The 17,511-nt window shown below is 67.7% G+C and carries 19 protein-coding genes and 2 tRNA genes; 7 read left to right on the forward strand and 14 right to left on the reverse strand.

Annotated features, from left to right (window positions below; all coding sequences use genetic code 11):
* Positions 1 to 38: 38 nt before the first annotated feature.
* Positions 39 to 551, forward strand: a complete 513-nt coding sequence (locus KDW55_RS01440; RefSeq protein WP_040143730.1) for an acyl-CoA thioesterase — start codon at positions 39 to 41, stop codon at positions 549 to 551.
* 45 nt (positions 552 to 596) lie between these two features.
* Here KDW55_RS01440 and fumC read toward each other — a convergent pair whose 3' ends face one another.
* From fumC to KDW55_RS01455, 3 genes are all read right to left on the reverse strand, one after another.
* A complete protein-coding gene (gene fumC / locus KDW55_RS01445; RefSeq protein WP_040143731.1) occupies positions 597 to 1,991 on the reverse strand; it encodes a class II fumarate hydratase in 1,395 nt (464 codons plus the stop codon).
* 141 nt (positions 1,992 to 2,132) lie between these two features.
* Entirely contained in the window at positions 2,133 to 3,521 is a 1,389-nt protein-coding gene (gene norM, locus KDW55_RS01450) for a multidrug efflux MATE transporter NorM (protein WP_040143732.1), read from the reverse strand.
* Positions 3,522 to 3,661: 140 nt separating this feature from the next.
* The gene (locus tag KDW55_RS01455) at positions 3,662 to 3,880 is read right to left on the reverse strand and encodes an RNA-binding S4 domain-containing protein (RefSeq protein ID WP_006753074.1); all 219 of its coding nucleotides are present in this window, start codon (positions 3,878 to 3,880) and stop codon (positions 3,662 to 3,664) included.
* Between the two features lie 276 nt (positions 3,881 to 4,156).
* On the opposite strand from KDW55_RS01455, the gene KDW55_RS01460 reads away from it, so the two are divergent.
* Entirely contained in the window at positions 4,157 to 4,558 is a 402-nt protein-coding gene (locus tag KDW55_RS01460) for a hypothetical protein (protein WP_040143733.1), read from the forward strand.
* 117 nt (positions 4,559 to 4,675) lie between these two features.
* On the opposite strand, the gene KDW55_RS01465 is transcribed toward KDW55_RS01460, so the two are convergent.
* From KDW55_RS01465 to fdxA, 8 genes are all read right to left on the reverse strand, one after another.
* A complete protein-coding gene (locus KDW55_RS01465) occupies positions 4,676 to 5,449 on the reverse strand; it encodes a DUF4088 family protein (protein WP_040143734.1) in 774 nt (257 codons plus the stop codon).
* A gap of 160 nt (positions 5,450 to 5,609) precedes the next feature.
* Positions 5,610 to 5,948 (reverse strand): AzlD domain-containing protein, encoded by a 339-nt coding sequence (locus tag KDW55_RS01470; protein WP_040143735.1) that lies wholly within the window; start codon positions 5,946 to 5,948, stop codon positions 5,610 to 5,612.
* Entirely contained in the window at positions 5,945 to 6,718 is a 774-nt protein-coding gene (locus tag KDW55_RS01475) for an AzlC family ABC transporter permease (RefSeq protein ID WP_040143736.1), read from the reverse strand. The genes KDW55_RS01470 and KDW55_RS01475 overlap by 4 nt, the downstream gene beginning before the upstream one ends.
* Before the next feature lie 121 nt (positions 6,719 to 6,839).
* Complete coding sequence (locus KDW55_RS01480; protein WP_212149512.1) at positions 6,840 to 7,742, reverse strand: AraC family transcriptional regulator; 903 nt, start codon at positions 7,740 to 7,742, stop codon at positions 6,840 to 6,842.
* A 60-nt stretch (positions 7,743 to 7,802) separates the two neighbouring features.
* Positions 7,803 to 8,288 carry a CreA family protein gene (locus KDW55_RS01485; RefSeq protein WP_040143738.1) on the reverse strand — a complete coding sequence of 162 codons (486 nt, stop codon included), beginning with the start codon at positions 8,286 to 8,288 and terminating at the stop codon, positions 7,803 to 7,805.
* Between the two features lie 107 nt (positions 8,289 to 8,395).
* Positions 8,396 to 8,471, reverse strand: a tRNA-Asn gene (locus KDW55_RS01490).
* Positions 8,472 to 8,544: 73 nt separating this feature from the next.
* Positions 8,545 to 8,620: transfer RNA gene (locus KDW55_RS01495), tRNA-Asn, on the reverse strand.
* 104 nt (positions 8,621 to 8,724) lie between these two features.
* Complete coding sequence (gene fdxA, locus KDW55_RS01500) at positions 8,725 to 9,048, reverse strand: ferredoxin FdxA (RefSeq protein ID WP_009688972.1); 324 nt, start codon at positions 9,046 to 9,048, stop codon at positions 8,725 to 8,727.
* A 267-nt stretch (positions 9,049 to 9,315) separates the two neighbouring features.
* Here fdxA and pncB point away from each other — a divergent pair, with 267 nt between their 5' ends.
* The 5 genes from pncB (at position 9,316) to rmuC (ending at position 15,282) form a co-directional block, all read left to right on the forward strand.
* Positions 9,316 to 10,515: a nicotinate phosphoribosyltransferase gene (pncB, locus tag KDW55_RS01505; protein WP_040143739.1), complete on the forward strand. Its 1,200-nt coding sequence runs from the start codon at positions 9,316 to 9,318 to the stop codon at positions 10,513 to 10,515.
* Positions 10,516 to 10,602: 87 nt separating this feature from the next.
* On the forward strand, positions 10,603 to 11,265 hold the full coding sequence (locus KDW55_RS01510) for a lactate utilization protein C (protein WP_040143740.1): 663 nt from the start codon (positions 10,603 to 10,605) through the stop codon (positions 11,263 to 11,265).
* Positions 11,266 to 11,311: 46 nt separating this feature from the next.
* Positions 11,312 to 12,739, forward strand: coding sequence for a sodium:proton antiporter (locus tag KDW55_RS01515; protein WP_069241128.1), 1,428 nt, complete (start codon positions 11,312 to 11,314; stop codon positions 12,737 to 12,739).
* 81 nt (positions 12,740 to 12,820) lie between these two features.
* Positions 12,821 to 13,810: a D-glycerate dehydrogenase gene (locus KDW55_RS01520; RefSeq protein ID WP_212197801.1), complete on the forward strand. Its 990-nt coding sequence runs from the start codon at positions 12,821 to 12,823 to the stop codon at positions 13,808 to 13,810.
* Complete coding sequence (gene rmuC, locus KDW55_RS01525) at positions 13,807 to 15,282, forward strand: DNA recombination protein RmuC (RefSeq protein WP_040143742.1); 1,476 nt, start codon at positions 13,807 to 13,809, stop codon at positions 15,280 to 15,282. Before KDW55_RS01520 ends, rmuC begins: the two co-directional genes overlap by 4 nt.
* A gap of 98 nt (positions 15,283 to 15,380) precedes the next feature.
* On the opposite strand, the gene KDW55_RS01530 is transcribed toward rmuC, so the two are convergent.
* From KDW55_RS01530 to glp, 3 genes are read right to left on the reverse strand one after another with little or no spacing between them, the layout of a single operon-like run.
* Positions 15,381 to 15,866: a GNAT family N-acetyltransferase gene (locus KDW55_RS01530; RefSeq protein ID WP_040143743.1), complete on the reverse strand. Its 486-nt coding sequence runs from the start codon at positions 15,864 to 15,866 to the stop codon at positions 15,381 to 15,383.
* The gene (locus KDW55_RS01535) at positions 15,863 to 16,138 is read right to left on the reverse strand and encodes a hypothetical protein (protein WP_006476519.1); all 276 of its coding nucleotides are present in this window, start codon (positions 16,136 to 16,138) and stop codon (positions 15,863 to 15,865) included. The genes KDW55_RS01530 and KDW55_RS01535 overlap by 4 nt, the downstream gene beginning before the upstream one ends.
* Before the next feature lie 37 nt (positions 16,139 to 16,175).
* Positions 16,176 to 17,468 carry a gephyrin-like molybdotransferase Glp gene (glp, locus tag KDW55_RS01540; protein WP_212159847.1) on the reverse strand — a complete coding sequence of 431 codons (1,293 nt, stop codon included), beginning with the start codon at positions 17,466 to 17,468 and terminating at the stop codon, positions 16,176 to 16,178.
* Positions 17,469 to 17,511: the final 43 nt, after the last annotated feature.

A 17,511-nucleotide genomic window follows, 5' to 3' on the forward strand; every position in this document is an offset into this window, starting at 1 on the left:
CGCCGATCGCAGTACGCACGCTGCCTGGAGCTCACAAGATGTCCCACCCGTCCCCCGTACCGGCTGCCCTCGACCGCACCGAAACCGTATTCCGCTTTCTCGCCGAGCCGTCGTCGGTCAACTTCGGCGGGAAGGTGCATGGCGGCGCGTTGATGAAGTGGATCGACGAGGTCGCGTATGCGTGTGCGGCCGTCTGGTCGAGCCGCTATTGCGTGACGGTCAGCGTCGGCAACATCCGGTTCCAGCGCCCGATCCTCGTCGGCAATCTGGTCGAGCTGAAGGCGCGCGTCGTCGCGACGGGCCGCACCAGCATGCACATCCACGTGTCGGTGCACGCCGGCGACCCGAAGGGCGGCGTGCTGCGCCAGACTACCGACTGCCTCGTCGTGTTCGTCGCGGTGGACGAAAACGGCAACCCGGTGCCGGTGCCGCCGTTCGTGCCCGAAACCGATGAGCAAAAGGTGCTCGCGAAGTATGCGGCCGACGTGCGCGCCGCGCTCGACAAGATCGTCGAGATGAAACCCGAGGAAGTCGCGAAAGGCACGGTCTGACGGCAGCGGGCGCCGTGCCCGGCGCCGCCATCGCATCGTATCCGTCTACCGCGATCCGATCATCTGCTCCGGTCGCACCCATGCATCGAATTCCGCCTCGGTCAGGTAGCCGAGCGCGAGCGCGGCGGCCTTCAGCGTCGTGCCTTCCTTGTGCGCTTTCTTCGCGATCTGCGCGGCCTTGTCGTAGCCGATGTGCGGATTGAGCGCCGTCACGAGCATCAGCGATTCGTTCAGCAGAAGGTCGATGCGCGCGCGGTTCGGCTCGATGCCCACTGCGCAGTGGTCGTTGAAGCTCTGCGCGCCGTCGGCGAGGAGACGCACCGACTGCAGCACGTTGTGCGCGATCATCGGCCGGAATACGTTCAACTCGAAGTTGCCGCTCGCGCCGCCGACGTTCACCGCGACGTCGTTGCCGAACACCTGGCAGCACAGCATCGTCACGGCCTCCGACTGCGTCGGGTTCACCTTGCCCGGCATGATCGAGCTGCCCGGTTCGTTCTCCGGAATCGACAGTTCTCCGAGCCCGCAGCGCGGCCCGCTCGCGAGCCAGCGGACGTCGTTCGCGATCTTCATCAGGCCGGCTGCGACCGTCTTCAGCGCACCGTGCGCGAACACCAGCGCGTCGGCGGCCGCCATCACCTCGAACTTGCTCGGCGCGGTCACGAACGGCAGCTTCGTCAGCCGGCCGATCTCGTCGGCCACGCGCACTGCGAATTCCGGATGCGCGTTCAGCCCGGTGCCGACCGCAGTGCCGCCGAGCGCGAGCTCGTACAGGTGCGGCAGCGCCGATTCGACGTGCCGGATGCCGTGGTCGAGCTGCGCGACATAGCCGGAAAATTCCTGCCCGAGCGTGAGCGGCGTCGCGTCCTGCAGGTGCGTGCGGCCGATCTTCACGATGTCGGCGAAGGCCTTCGATTTCGCGTCGAGCGTTGCGCGCAGTGTGCGCAGCGCGGGCAACAGATGGTTGACGATCGCGTATGCGGCTGCGACGTGCATCGCGGTCGGGAACACATCGTTCGACGACTGGCCGCGGTTCACGTCGTCGTTCGGATGAACCTTGCGCGCCTCGCCGCGTTCGCCGCCGAGCAGCTCGCTTGCGCGGTTCGCGATCACCTCGTTCAGGTTCATGTTGGTCTGCGTGCCGGAGCCTGTCTGCCATACCGCGAGCGGAAATTCGCGCGGATGCTTGCCGGCGATGATCTCGTCGGCCGCGTCGATGATCGCGCGCGCCTTGTCGTCGGCGAGCACGCCCAGCGACTGGTTCACGGCGGCCGCGGCGCGCTTCACGATCGCGAGCGCATGGATCAGCTCGGGCGACTGCTTCTCGGTCGAGATCCGGAAATTCTGCAGCGAGCGCTCGGTCTGCGCGCCCCAGAGCCGGTCGGCCGGCACGGCGATCTCGCCGAACGTGTCGCGTTCCATCCGAACTGCTTCGTTCATGATGCACTCCTCCAGGAAATGGGAAAGGCCGCGCGTCGCGCGGCGTCTGGCGTATCGTGAGGCAGTTGCGCCGCTCGCGCGGCGTCGTGGGTCTTCAATCGACAAGCATAGCGCCGGCGGGGATTTCCCGTCGTGTCGCGCTCAGCGCGCGGACGCGATGAGCGACGCGGTCTTCATGTGGAAGCGACAGGCCATCAGCACGGCGACACTCGCGAGGCCGGCCGCGAGCCCCCACCACAGGCCGCGCGCGCCGAGGCCCGCATGGAACGCCAGCCAGTAACCGGTCGGGAAGCCGATGCCCCAGTAGCCGAAGGTCGCTGCGAGCATCGGGATGCGCGTGTCGCGCAGCCCGCGCAGTGCGCCCGAGCCGACCGTCTGCATCCCGTCGACGATCTGGAACACTGCGGCGATGCCGAGCAGCGATGCGGCGAGCGACACGGTCGCCGCATTGGCCGGGTCATCGAGTTGCAGGTACAGGCCGACGATCGCATGCGGCGCGACGATCAGCACGAGGCCCGACAGCGACATGAACGCGATCCCGAGGCCCAGCGCGACGAAGCCCGCATGGCGTGCGGCGACCGGCTGGCCGGCGCCGACCCAGTAGCCGACCCGCACGTTCGCGGCCTGGCCGATCGCGAGCGGCACCATGAACGCGACCGATGCGACGTTCAGCGCGATCTGGTGCGCGGCGAGCGACGTCGCGCCGAGCACGCCGACGGTCAGGCCCGTCGCGAGAAAGAGCGTCGATTCGACCCCATACGTGATTGCCACCGGCCAGCCAATGCCGATCAGCTCGCCCATCAGCGGCAGCTTCGGACGTGCGGCGGTCACGAAATGGCGGAACCGCTGGCGCCCGTGCAGCAGCCAGATCAGTGCGAGCGCAGTGAGCCAGATCGTGATGGTCGTCGCCACCGCGGAGCCGAGGAAGCCGAGCCGCGGCAGGCCGAATGCACCGTGGATCAGCCCGTAGTTCAGCACGGCGTTGATCCCGACGCCGCCGATCGACACCCACAGCAGCCGCCGCGCGGCGCCGATGGCGGGCAGGAACGCGCGCATCAGCCCGACGCCGATCAGGCTGCCGAGCGCCGCGAAGCGCAGGATGCCGGTGTACTCGCCGACATGATGCGCAAGCGTGGGCGGCTCGTGGAACATCAGCAGGATCGGTTCGGACAGCGACAGCGCGACGATGGCCGGAATCGCGAGCAGCACCGACAGCACGAAGCCCGTCCAGTAGATGTGCGGCACGCGGTGTTCGGCCTGCGCGCCGCGCGCATGCGCGACGCTCACGCTGATCGACGACAGCACGCCCTGCAGCACGGTCACGATGACGAAGAAGAAGTTCGCGCCGAGGCCGCCGGCCGCGAGCGAATCGGGGCCGAGCGAGCCGAGCAGCACCGTGTCGGTGACGCTCATCGCCATCTGCGAGAGCTGCGCGATCGCGAGCGGTGCGGCGAGGCGCGCGGTATCGGCGGCATGAGTGGACAGGGACGGCGGCGCGGCGGCCGTCCGCGTAAGACCGGAATGCGACATGGAATGGGCGCTCGCGCGGGTGCGGCCCCGCGCTGTCTGTATTTATTTTGAGAGACGGCTAGCTTACGGCTTTATTCGAACGGTGTCGAACGCGCGCGGCGATGGCCATGTCGCGGGCAGGGGAACGCTACGTGCTTCGGCTATGCGTCGTGTACCGCGATTCGCGTATCGCCGAACAGCACGACCTGGCCCGCGCGGATCTTGCACGTTTTACGCAGTTCGACCACGCCGTCGACTTTCACCGCGCCGGACGCGACGAACATCTTCGCGGTGCCGCCGCTATCCGCGAGGCCAGTGATTTTCAGAAGGTTGTGCAGCTCGACGTATTCGCCGGTGAGCGTGAAATCCAGATTGGGCATGACGAGGGAGGCGCGCGACGCGCGGAAGGAATCGCTCCGCATCATACGGCACTGCGGGCCGGCACGCGAGCGCGGCCGCGCGCACGCTCGCGCCGCGGTTGTTAAGGAGTGTGATTGATACGTCAGCAAATGAAACGGTGGGTAACAGTCTGAGAGATTCGAGAACCGACCGTGCGAGCGGCCGGTCTTTCGTCGTACCCGCTGCGTGTTGCGGCGGGGGACGCGACGGAGCGCATCGATGCGCTGCGCGCGCACAACTTCTTGAGGAGGATAGTCATGTCCAAGATTCGTACGATGCTGATCGGTGCCGCGCTGACGGCGTTCGCCACTTCGGCTGCATTTGCGCAGACCGGCGCCGCAACGCAGGGCAGCGCGGGTGCAGGCATGCAGACGCAGACGCCCGCGGCTGGCGCAGGCGCAGGCATGCAAGGCGGCGCCGGCGCGAATACGTCGGGCACGGCGGGCGCCGCGACCGATGCGGTCGGCACGGCAGCGGATGGCGCGAAGGATACGGCCGCGTCGTCCGTCCACTCGGCGAAGAAGCACACCAAGCATGCGGCGAAGTCGGCCAAGCACCATGTCGGCTCGACGAAGTCGAAGGTCGGCGACGAGGCGGCCGAAGGCGGTGCGTCGACCGGCGTGCAGGGCGGTGCGTCCGCGTCGGGCGCGACGCAGTAAGCGGTGCGCGATCGCCGCGCAACGCCCGTGCCTGGCGGCGCGTCGTGACGGCGATCGATCGACGGCCCGGTTCGCTGCACGCGAACCGGGCCGTTCTTCATGCGCGGCGGCGGGCCGTCATGGCCGGCGCTGCTCCGTCCCCGGTGCCGGCGCGGCCCGCGTGACCGGTGCGAACACGCTGCGCAGCCATGCCGCGAGGCGCGCGAACACGTCGTACGGTTCGTCGACGAAGATCTCGGGTTTCAGCAGCCGCAGATATTCCATGATCTGCTGCGCTTCCTGTTTCTGGAATGAACCGTGCGCGAGCCCGAGCCGCAGCAGCCCGCGCAGTTCGCCGAGTTTGTCGCGCGCGGCGCTGCCGACGCTCATCTCGCACGCGAGCTTTGCCTCGTAGATGCGCTGGCGCAGCGATTCCGCGAGCCGCCACGCGGGCGTCTGCATCATTTCCTCGAGCGCCTGGATGTCTTGCACCGCGCTTTTGATTTGCGCGGCGAGCGGGTCGACGAGCGACGGGTCGCCCTGCGCTTCGGCGACAATCGCCTTGGCCCAGTCGCGGCACGCCTTCGCGAGTTCGTCCGGCGTCCATTCGGAACGCGACGCAAAGCCGAAGCCGAATTCGCCGGCCTGCCGCATCAGGATCGCGACGACGTCGGGAAATTCCTTGTCGAGCGTGCGCTTCGCCCATGCGTACTGGCCGCCCTCGAGCATCCGCTGCACGGCGTGCTCGGTCAGCGGCACCATGTTGTCGAGCAGCTTGGCGCGCAGGAAATCCTCGAACGACGGCGTCGCGAACTGCGGGTCGAGTTTCAGCGATACGCGCACGAATGCGTCGTAGTCCTTGCGCAGGGACGCAAGCGTGTCGTCCTTCAGGGAAAGCGTGATCTGGCCCATGAATCGTCTCGATGGCGGCCCGCGCGGCCGGCGCGCCGAACCGCGCACCGGTGCGGGCGCAGCGTCGACGAACCGGTTCGCGCCGAGGCCGATGGCGGGTCTTCATGCGTGATATCGGCCCGCCGCACGGAAACTTGAGCGCGGAGCGGCGCAGCCCTGCTCAGGCCGCCAGCCAGTGCGGCATCACGATCCCTTGCCAGAAGAAGAACACCGCGAGCCCGACCGCGATCGTCACAAGCGGCCGGCGTGTCGTCGCGGACACGAGCACCGCGGCGAGCGCGCCGACGAGCTGGGGATTGCGCAACGACAGTTCGGCCGTCCCGCCGTGCGGCGAGACGGTCATCGGCACGATGATTGCGGTCAGCACGGTGACCGGCACGAAGCCGAGTGCGGTTCGCACGAGCGGCGGGAACGTGAGCCGCTCGCCGAACAGGAAGAGGGTCGTCCGGATCGCGTAGGTGATCGCGGCCATTCCGAGGATCAGCAGCGCGTAGCTCACGATGCGGTCTCCGTGCGGGAGCCGGCGCGCGAACGTCCGTGCAGCAGCGTGAGCGCGACGCCGACCAGCACGCCGGCCGCGACCGCGCCGAGCAGCCCGAGCTTGTACGGCCATCCCTGCCAGAAATACGCGAGCGTGCCGGCTGTCGCGGCGGCCGCCAGATAGCGGAGCGTGCGCAGTTGCGGGACCACGATCGCGATGAAGGTTGCCGCCATCGCGAAATCGAGGCCGAGCGACTGAAGGCCCGGGAATGCCGCGCCGAAACCGAGGCCAGCGAGCGTCCAGACCTGCCAGTTCAGGTACATCGCGAGGCCCGAGCCGAAAAAGTAGTGCGGGCCGATCGAACCGGGCGGGAAGTGCCGGTAGTGCGCGTAGGCGACCGCGAACACTTCGTCGGTCAGTAGCGCGCCGAGCGTCGCGCGCCAGCGCAGCGGCAGGTGCGCGACGTACGGCGCGAGCGTCGCGCTGTACAGCAGGTGGCGCACGTTCACGATCAGCGTCGTCGCGAGCACGACGACGAAGCTCGCGCTGCCGGCGATCAACCCGACCGCGATGAACTGCGCGGAGCCGGCGAACACCGCGAGCGACATCAGCGCGCCGTGCCAGGCGGCAAGCGGGCCGCCACCGACGAGCGTGCCGAAGATCACGCCGAACGGCGCGGCGCCGATCATCATCGGGATCGTGTCGCGCGCGCCGTCGAGCCATTCGTCGAGCGGCCGGCGCGGCGGGGGGGAAGAGTCGGGTACAGGGTTCAAGGGGCGCTTCTCCATGTGACGGAGGATAGCGGGCTGTCGCCGTGGCGGCTTGTATGTTCTTGCGCCCGCCGCGTATCGCGCCGCAAGCCGCGTGCCGGCGCCGTGCATGGACGAAGGCCGTGACGGGGCGCGCGCGTCAGCGCGCCTGCCAGCGGCCGGGCGGTACGCCGAACATCCGTTTGAAATGCCGCGTGAAGTGACTCTGGTCGACGAAGCCGCTGGCCGCGGCGACGTCGGCGACCGGTACGCCGGCGCGCAGCGGCGCCAGCGCGCGCTGCAGCCGCAGCTGGTTGCGCCACGCATGCGGCGGCATGCCGGTCGTGCGGGTGAAGAGTCGCGCCGCATGAAACGGCGACAGGCCGGCGGCCTGCGCAACGTCGTCGAGGGTGACCGGGTTCGTGAGGTCGGCTGCGAGCCGCTCGCGCATCGCCTCGACGCGCGGCTCGTCGGCCGCGACCCGCGCCGGCCGCAGCCGCGCGTCGGCATGGCGCGCGATCAGCGTCGACAGCGCGTCGAGCATTGCCGTTTCTGCGGCGAGCGGATCATACACGCGCAGCTCGGTGGTTGCGGCCACGTCGCCGGGTGGTTGCGCGTGTGCGCGGCCGGGCCGCATGCATTCGCTGCCTGCTTCCATCATCCGGTGCGCAAGCGCGAGCCGTGCCGCGAGATCGGTGTCGCGGATCACGCCGGACGGAAACCATGGCGCATCTTGCGGTCGACCAGCGATCGCGCTCGCGAGCGCACGGATGAAGTCGACCGGCACGTAACTGACGCGATAGCACCAGCCTTCGTCGGTCGCACGCGAGCCGGTGTGCACTTCACCGGGATTGATCACGGGCACGGTGCCCGTTTCGGCGACATGGCCGGTCCCGCGATAGGTGTAGCGTTCCGCGCCCTCGAGGATCACGGGGATCGTGTATGCGTCGTGCCAGTGCGGCGCGAACGAATGGTTTCGATAGGTGGCCGTGAGCAGATCCGCATCCGGCAGCAGCGGTGTGCGCCAGTAGCGTGCGGCGTCGGGAAGGCGGGCGGCGGACATGGTCGGGCGCGGGGGCGGTCGAGTCGACAGTGTATCGTTCGCGTGCCCGGCGAGTCGCGCTTACTTGACCGGAATTGTCGTGCCGGCCGGCATCGGCACGGCGGTCACGGCGTTCTTCGGGCTGCCGCTGACGATGCGGTCGCTGTAGGTCAGGTAGACGAGCGTGTTGCGCTTCTTGTCGACCACGCGCACGACGTGCAGCGTCTTGAAGATGAACGACATGCGCTCGCTGAATACGTCGGTCTGCTGCTTCAGCGGTTCCTTGAAGCTGAGCGGGCCGACCTGCCGGCATGCGATTGATGCTTCGCTCGGATCCTCGGCGACGCCGAGCGTGCCCTTGATTCCGCCGGTGCGCGCGCGCGACACGTAGCAGGTGACGCCCGTCACGAGCGGATCGTCGTACGCTTCGACGACCACGCGGTCGGAGCCCGTCACGCGGAAATGGGTGTTGACGCTGCCGACTTCCTCCGCATGCGCGAGCGGCGCCGCGGCCACGGCGGAGAGGAGAAGGGCGATGGGTGCGGCGGATAAAAGGCGGTGCTTCATCGACGGGACCGGAGGCGAATGCAGGACAGAAACTCTAGCATGCGCGGCGGTTGCCAACAGGTGCCGGAAAAACAAAAGGCCCGTCGAATGACGGGCCTTTTGCTGTCTGGCTCCCCGACCTGGGCTCGAACCAGGGACCTACGGATTAACAGTCCGGCGCTCTACCGACTGAGCTATCGGGGAATAAATCGGTACATCTGCGTGTGTTTGGTCACCAACAAAAATCCCGCTTACCAGCAACGGGCTTTTGTGTTTTTGGCTCCCCGACCTGGGCTCGAACCAGGGACCTACGGATTAACAGTCCGGCGCTCTACCGACTGAGCTATCGGGGAACAAACAACAACAGCAGAGAAACGAGATTGTATGGAGCGTTGGCTAACCTGTCAACACCTTTGAGCGGCGACGTACAAAAAATTTTACGACGCCGCGGGCGCGATCAGCGCTCGAGCAGGTGCAGCTTGTCCTGCACGTCCTTCCACTCGTCCGCGTCGGCCGGTGCCGGCTTGGTCTTCGTGATCGACGGCCAGTTCTTCGCCAGCTCAGCGTTCAATGCAGTGAACTGCTGCTGGTCGCCGGGAACGTCTTCTTCGGCATAGATCGCGTTGGTCGGGCACTCGGCGACGCACACGGCGCAGTCGATGCACTCGTCCGGATCGATGGCGAGAAAGTTGGGACCTTCACGGAAGCAATCCACCGGGCACACATCCACGCAATCCGTGTATTTGCACTTGATGCAGCCTTCGGTCACAACGTGAGTCATCAAAACGCTCCTGCTTGGCGGTATATATGGGGTGGCGTTTGCGCCAAAAGCGGCATTGTAACTGAAGCGCAAAACCCGCATCGCGTGGTCGGCTTTCCGGCTTATATCGTTTCGTGATTAGTTTATGGGGCGGTGGCGGCGCGTCGTGTGCAGCGGGCAGGCCGGCGGTTTCACGATGGTCGGGCCCGCATTCGGGTAACATGGCCGGCAGACCGGGCGGCGCGCGGTGCGCCGTGGCCGTGTCACGATATTGGCGGTGCCGCAATCATGATCATCACTTCGCTGCTCGACACGGATCTCTACAAGTTCACGATGATGCAGGTCGTCCTGCATCACTTTCCTGCCGCAAACGTCGAGTACCGCTTCCGGTGCCGCACGCCCGGCGTCGATCTCGTGCCGTACATCGACGAGATCCGCGACGAGGTGCGCGGACTGTGCTCGTTGCGCTTCACCGACGTCGAGCTCGACTACCTGCGGCGCATGCGCTTCATCAAGAGCGATTTCGTCGAGTTCCTCGCGCTGTTCCACCTGAACGAGAAGTACATCTCGATCACGCCTTCGCCGAAGGGCAACGGCGAGATCGACATCGTGATCGAGGGTCCGTGGCTGCACACGATCCTTTTCGAGATCCCGGTGCTTGCGATCGTCAACGAGGTCTACTTCCGCAACACGCAGCGCGAGCCCGACTACCGCGAGGGCCGCGAACGGCTGCGCGAGAAGATCAAGCTGCTCGGCGCGAAACCGGAGTTCGCCGATTGCAAGATCGCCGACTACGGCACGCGCCGGCGCTTCTCTAAGGTGTGGCACGAGGAGGTCGCGCTCACGCTGCGCGACGGGCTCGGGCCGCAGTTCGCGGGCACGAGCAACGTGTTCTATGCGATGAAGCACGGCCTGACGCCGCTCGGCACGATGGCGCACGAATACCTGCAGGCGTGTCAGGCGCTCGGCCCGCGGCTGCGCGATTCGCAAACCTACGGTTTCGAGATGTGGGCGAAGGAGTATCGCGGCGACCTCGGAATCGCGCTGTCCGACGTGTACGGGATGGATGCGTTCCTGAACGACTTCGACATGTACTTCTGCAAGCTGTTCGACGGCGCGCGCCACGATTCGGGCGACCCGTTCGAGTGGGGCGAGCGCATGCTGCGCCACTACGAGGCAAATCGCTGCGATCCGCGCACCAAGGTACTCGTGTTCTCCGACGCGCTGGACATCCCGAAAGTCATGCAGTTGTACGAACGGTTCCGCAACCGCTGCAAGCTCGCGTTCGGCGTCGGCACCAACCTGACGAACGACCTCGGCTACGTGCCGCTGCAGATCGTGATCAAGATGGTCCGCTGCAACGGACAGCCGGTTGCGAAGCTGTCGGATTCGCCCGGCAAGAGCATGTGCGACGACAAGGCGTATCTCGCGTACCTGCGCCAGGTGTTCGGCATCGCGCAGCCGGCCGAGGAAGACGCGTCGAAGTAAGCGCCGGCCGTTCGGCTGAGGGTGTGTGGCGGCGGGGGCGGCCGGTATAATCCGACGTATCGCACGCCACCGTCACGAGGACCGTTCATGGACACTTCCGCTGCCCGTCGCCAGATCCTCGCGCGCATTCGCGCCGCGCAAGGGCGCGCGGCCGAACCCGATGCAGCGGAGCGCGACGGCGTCGCCGACTATCTCGCCCGTCATCCCGAAGGGCCGCGCCCGCCCGTGCCCGCCGATCTCGTCGCGGCGTTCGTCGACGAAGCGGGGCGCCTGTCGACCACGGTCGACGAAGTCGCGACGCTGGCCGACGTGCCTGCCGCCGCCGCCCGTTATCTTGCCGCTCATGGTCTGCCGATGCAGGCCGTCGCGTGGCGCACGCTGGCCGAGCTCGACTGGGCCGGCGCCGGCCTGTCGGTAGAATGCCGCAAGCCGCGCGACGGCGATCTGGTCGGCGTGACCGGCTGCTTCTGCGCGACCGCCGAAACGGGGTCGCTGGTGCTGCTGTCCGGCCCCGACACCTATGCATCGGCCGGCCTGTTGCCGGAGACGCATATCGCGATCGTGCCGGCGTCGCGCATCGTGGCCGGCCATGAAGACGCATTCGCGCTGATTCGCGCGGAGCGCGGGCAACTGCCGCGTGCGGTCAACTTCGTATCGGGCCCGTCGCGCACGGGCGACATCGAACAGACCATCGTGCTCGGCGCCCACGGCCCGTACCGCGTTCACGCGATCATCGTGCGCGGCGCATGACGACGCGCCCGCTGCCATTCCTCTTACTCGCACAAGGAAGTTCTGCATGAAACGACATGCCGCCTGGGCGGGCATGGCGTCGGGAGCCGCGCTTGGCGTCGCGCCCGCGCTCGCATCGGCCGCCACGCTCGACGGTGCCACGCTGTCCGCACTCTGGGGGATCCCGTTCGCCGGGATCCTGCTATCGATCGCCGTGTTTCCGCTCGTCGCGCCGGTGTTCTGGCATCACCACTTCGGCAAGATTGCCGCGGCGTGGGCGATCGCATTCCTCGTGCCGTTCGCGGCCGCGTTCGGCACAGGCGCCGCGTTCGGCACGCTCGTGCACGCGCTGCTCGAAGAGTACATCCCGTTCATCGTGCTGCTGACCGCGCTGTATACGGTCGCCGGCGGCATCTGCGTGAACGGCAACCTGCACGGCACGCCGAAGCTGAACACCGCGATTCTCGCGCTCGGCACGCTGCTCGCGAGCGTGATGGGGACGACCGGCGCCGCAATGCTGCTGATCCGGCCGCTGCTGCGTGCGAACGACAACCGCAAGCACGTCGTGCACGTCGTGATTTTCTTCATCTTCCTCGTCGCAAACGCGGGCGGCTCGCTGTCGCCGCTTGGCGATCCGCCGCTGTTCCTCGGCTTCCTGAACGGCGTGAGCTTCTTCTGGACGACCACGCACCTGGCGCTGCCGATGCTGTTCATCTGTGCGGTGCTGCTGACGCTGTTCTTCGCGGTCGATACGTACTTCTACCGGAAGGGCGACGAGCGGCCGGCCGCGCTCGACCCGACACCCGACGACACCGCGCTGTCGATCGACGGCAAGATCAACTTCGTGCTGCTCGCGGCCGTGATCGGCCTCGTGCTGATGAGCGGCATCTGGAAACCGGACGTCGCGTTCGACGTGTGGGGCACGCACGTCGCGCTGCAGAACCTCGTGCGCGACGTCGCGCTCGTCGTCGTCGCACTCGTGTCGCTCGCGCTGACGCCGCGTTCGGCGCGCGACGGCAACGCATTCAACTGGGCGCCGATCGAGGAAGTCGCGAAGCTGTTCGCGGGCATCTTCGTGACGATTGCGCCGGTGATCGTGATTTTGCGAGCGGGCGCCGACGGTGCGTTCGCGCAGGTCGTCCATCTCGTGACGGGGCCCGACGGCAAGCCGATCGATGCGATGTACTTCTGGGCGACCGGCCTGCTGTCGTCGTTCCTCGACAACGCGCCGACCTATCTCGTGTTCTTCAACCTCGCGGGCGGCGACGCACAAGCGCTGATGACGACGGGTGCGACGACGCTCGCCGCAATTTCCGCGGGGGCGGTGTTCATGGGCGCGAACAGCTACATCGGCAATGCGCCGAACTTCATGGTGAAGGCGATCGCGGAATCGCGCGGCGTGAAGATGCCGAGCTTCTTCGCGTATCTCGGCTGGGCGCTCGTGATACTGGTGCCGGTATTCCTGCTGACGTCGTGGATCTTCTTCACGGCGTAGGCTGACGATTTTCAACCAAGCGCGGGTGGATCCGGCGGCGCACGTCGCGCCGCGCTCCGGCCGCGGCATGCGGAGATGGCGATGCAGAAGATCCTGGTCGCACGTCCGATTTTTCCGGACGTGATCGAACGGCTCGAGCAGTATTTCGAAGTCGACTGGAACAACGGCGACGCGCTCGGCCCCGACGCGCTCGCCGCGCGTCTCGCCGACAAGGACGGTGCGCTGACTGCCGGCGACCCGGTCGGCGCGGCCGTGCTCGCGGCGGCGCCGCGCCTGCGCGTCGTGTCGAACATGGCGGTCGGCTACAACAATTTCGACATGGCTGCGTTCAATGCAGCGAATGTGCTGGGCACCAACACGCCGGACGTGCTGAACGAATCGACCGCCGATTTCGGCTGGGCGTTGATGATGGCCGCCGCGCGCCGAATCGCCGAATCCGAGCACTGGCTGCGCGCTGGCCACTGGCAGAAGTGGGCGTACGACGGCTTTCTCGGCAACGACATTTACGGCTCGACGCTCGGCGTGATCGGTATGGGGCGCATCGGCCAGGCGCTCGCACGCCGCGCACGCGGCTTCGGGATGCAGGTGATCTATCACAACCGCTCGCGCGTCGCGCCGGAGATCGAAGCCGAGTTGAATGCCGAATACGTGTCGAAGGACGCGCTGCTCGCGCGCGCCGATCACGTCGTGCTGGTGCTGCCGTACACGAAGGAGAACCATCACACGATCGGCGCGGCCGAGCTCGCGAAGATGAAGCCCACCGCGACGCTGACCAACATCGCGCGCGGCGGCATCGTCGACGACGCGGCGCTCGCCGCCGCACTGCGCGACGGGCAGATCGCCGCGGCCGGCCTCGACGTGTACGAAGGCGAGCCGAGCGTGCATCCGGCGCTGCTCGAGGTGCCGAACGTGGTGCTGACGCCGCACATCGCGAGCGCGACCGAGAAGACGCGCCGCGCGATGGCAAACCTCGCGGCCGACAACCTGATTGCCGCGCTCGGCGAAGGGCCGCGCGCGGGGCGGCCGCCGAATCCGATCAACCCTGACGTGATCGGGAAGTCGCGCGCATGACGACGACGTTGTTGCTGGCGGCGGTCGTCGTGCTGGCCGTCGCGCTCGCGGTGGCGATCGTCGCGATCATGCGCGGCGGCCGTCACGACGATGCGGCTGTGCTCGGCGACCAGATCGAGGACGCCGCGCACGCGCAGGCGCTGGCGCTGGAGCGACTCGAACGCGAGTTGCGCGGCGAGATTGTCGAGAACGCCCGCGGCTCGCGCACCGAGCTGGCCGGTAATTTCTCGCAGCTTCAGCAGACGCTCGCGACGCAGCTGACGAGTATCGCGACCGTGCAGAACAACCAGATCGACGGTTTCGCGCAGCAGCTCGGCAAGCTCGTCGCCGCGAACGCGCAGCAGTTCGATGCGATGCGCGAGAGCGCGCAGCGCCAGGCGCAGCAGGCGCGCGACGAGCAAACCGTCGCACTGCGCCTGTTCGGCGACACGCTGAACAGGCAGCTCACGCAATTGACGGAGGCGAACGATCGGCGGATCGGTGAAGTGCGCGCGACGCTCGAGCAGCGGCTGAAGGAAATCGAGACGAACAACGCGGCGAAGCTCGAGGAAATGCGCCGCACCGTCGACGAGAAGCTGCATGCGACGCTCGAGCAGCGGCTCGGCGAATCGTTCAAGCTCGTGTCCGACCGGCTCGAACAGGTGCACCGCGGACTCGGCGAGATGCAGACGCTCGCGGCCGGGGTCGGCGATCTGAAGAAGGTGCTGACGAACGTGAAGACACGCGGCACGTGGGGCGAGGTGCAGCTCGAGGCGCTGCTCGAACAGATGCTGACGCCCGATCAGTATGCGAAGAACGTCGCGACGGTGCCCAAGAGCGGCGAACGCGTCGAATTCGCGATTCGGCTGCCGGGGCGCGACGCAGGTACGCGCGATGCGCCGCCGGTATGGCTGCCGATCGATGCGAAGTTCCCGCGCGAGGACTACGAGCGGCTGATCGATGCGCAGGAGCGCGCCGATTCGGTCGCGGTCGAGGAAGCCGCCCGGGCGCTCGAAGCGCGCGTGCGGATGGAGGCGCGCACGATCGCCGAGAAGTACGTCGCGCCGCCGCACACGACCGATTTCGCGTTGCTGTTCTTGCCGACCGAAGGACTGTATGCGGAGATCCTGCGCCGTCCGGGGCTGACCGACCTGCTGCAGCGCGACTACCGGGTGACGGTGGCCGGGCCGACCACGCTGACCGCGCTGTTGAACAGCTTGCAGATGGGCTTCCGTACGCTCGCGATCGAGCAGCGCTCGAGCGAGGTGTGGCAGGTGCTCGGCGCGGTGAAGACCGAGTTTGGCAAGTTCGGCGACGTGCTTGCGCGCACGAAAGCGCAACTCGAAACGGTCACGCGCTCGATCGAGGCGGCCGAGCAGCGCACTCGCGTGATGAACCGCAAGCTGAAGCAGGTCGAGGCGTTGCCGGGCGAGACGGCGGCCGGGCTGCTCGGCGCGGACGCCGCGGATGGCGCCGATGCCGACGACGCATGACGCAGCGCGTGTGCGGCCGAAATCGGCGGGAATAAAAAACGGGCGCCGCGGCGCCCGTCTCGTTTTGCAGCGGTGCCGGCGTCGTAGCCGGCCGGCGTTCAGTGTGCGGCGAGCGCATCCAGCGCATCGCCGGTGACTCGCACGATGCGCCACTCGGGCAGCACGGTAGCGCCCATCTTCTCGTAGAAGTCGATCGCGGGCGTGTTCCAGTCGAGTACCGACCATTCGAAGCGGCCGCAGCGGCGCTCGACGGCCAGTGCTGCGAGGTGCCGCAGCATCGCGGTGCCGAGCCCGGAGCCGCGTTGCGACGGCTGCACGTACAGATCCTCGAGATACAGGCCGCGACGCCCGAGGAACGTCGAATAGTTGTGGAAAAACAGCGCGTACGCGACCACCGCGCCGTCGCGCTCAGCCACCAGCGCTTCGGCGGCGGGGTGCGCGCCGAACAGCGCGTCGGCAAGATCGGCGTCGGTGGCGACGAACAGGTGCGTGAGCTTCTCGAACTCGGCCAGCTCGCGCATCAGCGCGAGAATCGCGCCTACGTCGCGTAGTTCCGCCGCGCGGATCAGCGGCACGTTGCTCACGCTTCCTCCGGCGGATCGGACAGCACGATCTCGATGCCGCCGAAGCGCGACGCGACCCAGTTGTATGCGTGGCAGGCGATCCACAGCAGCACGAAACCGAGGATCGCGTTCAGCAGCAGAGCGCTCAGGATCGTGCTCAATTCGACCATTCCGTAGCGGATGTACGCGACCAGGATGCCGAGCAGCACGATCGGCACGCTGAACGTCAGGTAGACGAGGATCAGCGCCTTCGCGGTCTGCCCCGCGGCGATCGACGAGATTTGTTTCTTCATGTGCGGATTGCCCCCGTAGAGATATACCGATTGGAATTCAGACCAGGCCGTCGAGCGGCAGGATGTCGACCCGGGCGCCCGCGTCGACTGCCGCGGTATCGTGGCCCAGGACGATGAAGCAGTTCGCGGCTGCAAGGCCGCTCAGCGATGCGGAGCTCTGCGAGCCGGTCGGCGCGACGTGCCACTCGCCGTCCGCCGCGCGCGTCGCGATCGCGCGCAGGTATTCGGTGCGGCCCGCGCGCTTCTTCAGCGCCTGCGTACTGCGGGCCGGATACATCGCCGGCGGCGCTGCGTGCGCGCCGGCAAGCGTCAGCAGCGCGGGGCGCACGATAGCGTAGAACGTCACGGCGGACGCGACCGGATTGCCGGGCAACCCGAAGAACAGCACATGGCCGGCATGGCCGGCGCGCGCGAGCGTGCCGGCGGCAAGCGGCCGGCCGGGCCGCAATGCGAGGCTCGCGAATGTCACGTCGCCGAGCCGCGCCATCACGTCGCGCGTGAAGTCGGCTTCGCCGACCGACACGCCGCCCGACGTGATCACTGCGTCGGCGTGGGCCGCGACGGCGTCGCGCAGCGCGCGCTCGAGTGCGGCCGGATCGTCGCGGACGATCCCGAAATCGAGTGCGTCGACGTGCAGCCGTTCGAGCATCGCTATCAGCATCCCACGATTGCTGTCGTACAGCGCGCCGCGGTCGAGCGGCTCGCCGGGTTCGCGCAGTTCGTCGCCGGTCGAGAACACGGCGACGCGTATACGACGGCGCACCGTGACCTCGCGCAGGCCGAACGACGCGAGCAGCCCGAGATCGGACGGGCGCAGGATGCGGCCGGCGGGGAGCGCGCACGCGCCGCGCGCGAGATCCTCGCCGGCCCGGCGGCAGTTTGCGCCGCGCGCGACATCGCGCGGCGCGAAGCGGACAACGTCCCCGTCCACGTGCACGCGTTCTTGCGGAATGACCGTGTCGCAACCTGCCGGCATCGGCGCACCGGTCATGATGCGGACGCATCCGCCGGGCGGGACCGCCGCGTCGAACGGATGGCCGGCATACGCGGCGCCGGCGATCGTCAGCGCGATGTCGGCTGCCGCCGCGAGCGCCGCGGCGTCGCCGTCGAACGCATAGCCGTCCATCGCCGAGTTGTCGTACGCGGGAATGTCGAACGGCGCGTTCACGTCGGACGCGAGCACGCGGTCCAGCGCATCATGCAGCGACACGGTCTCGCACGCGTCGACCGGCGCTGCGAATCGGCACGCGAGCGCTTGGGCGTCAGCGAGCGACAGCGGGGCTGCGGAATCGGGTGCGGTTCGGGAGGCGGGCGAGGAGTGCGTGATCATCAGTGGGACTGCGCTGCAAGGCGTATCGGGTTCGTGGCCGGTG

The sequence above is a fragment of the Burkholderia sp. AU19243 genome, assembly GCF_018148075.1.
In the GTDB taxonomy this organism is placed as follows: domain Bacteria; phylum Pseudomonadota; class Gammaproteobacteria; order Burkholderiales; family Burkholderiaceae; genus Burkholderia; species Burkholderia latens_A.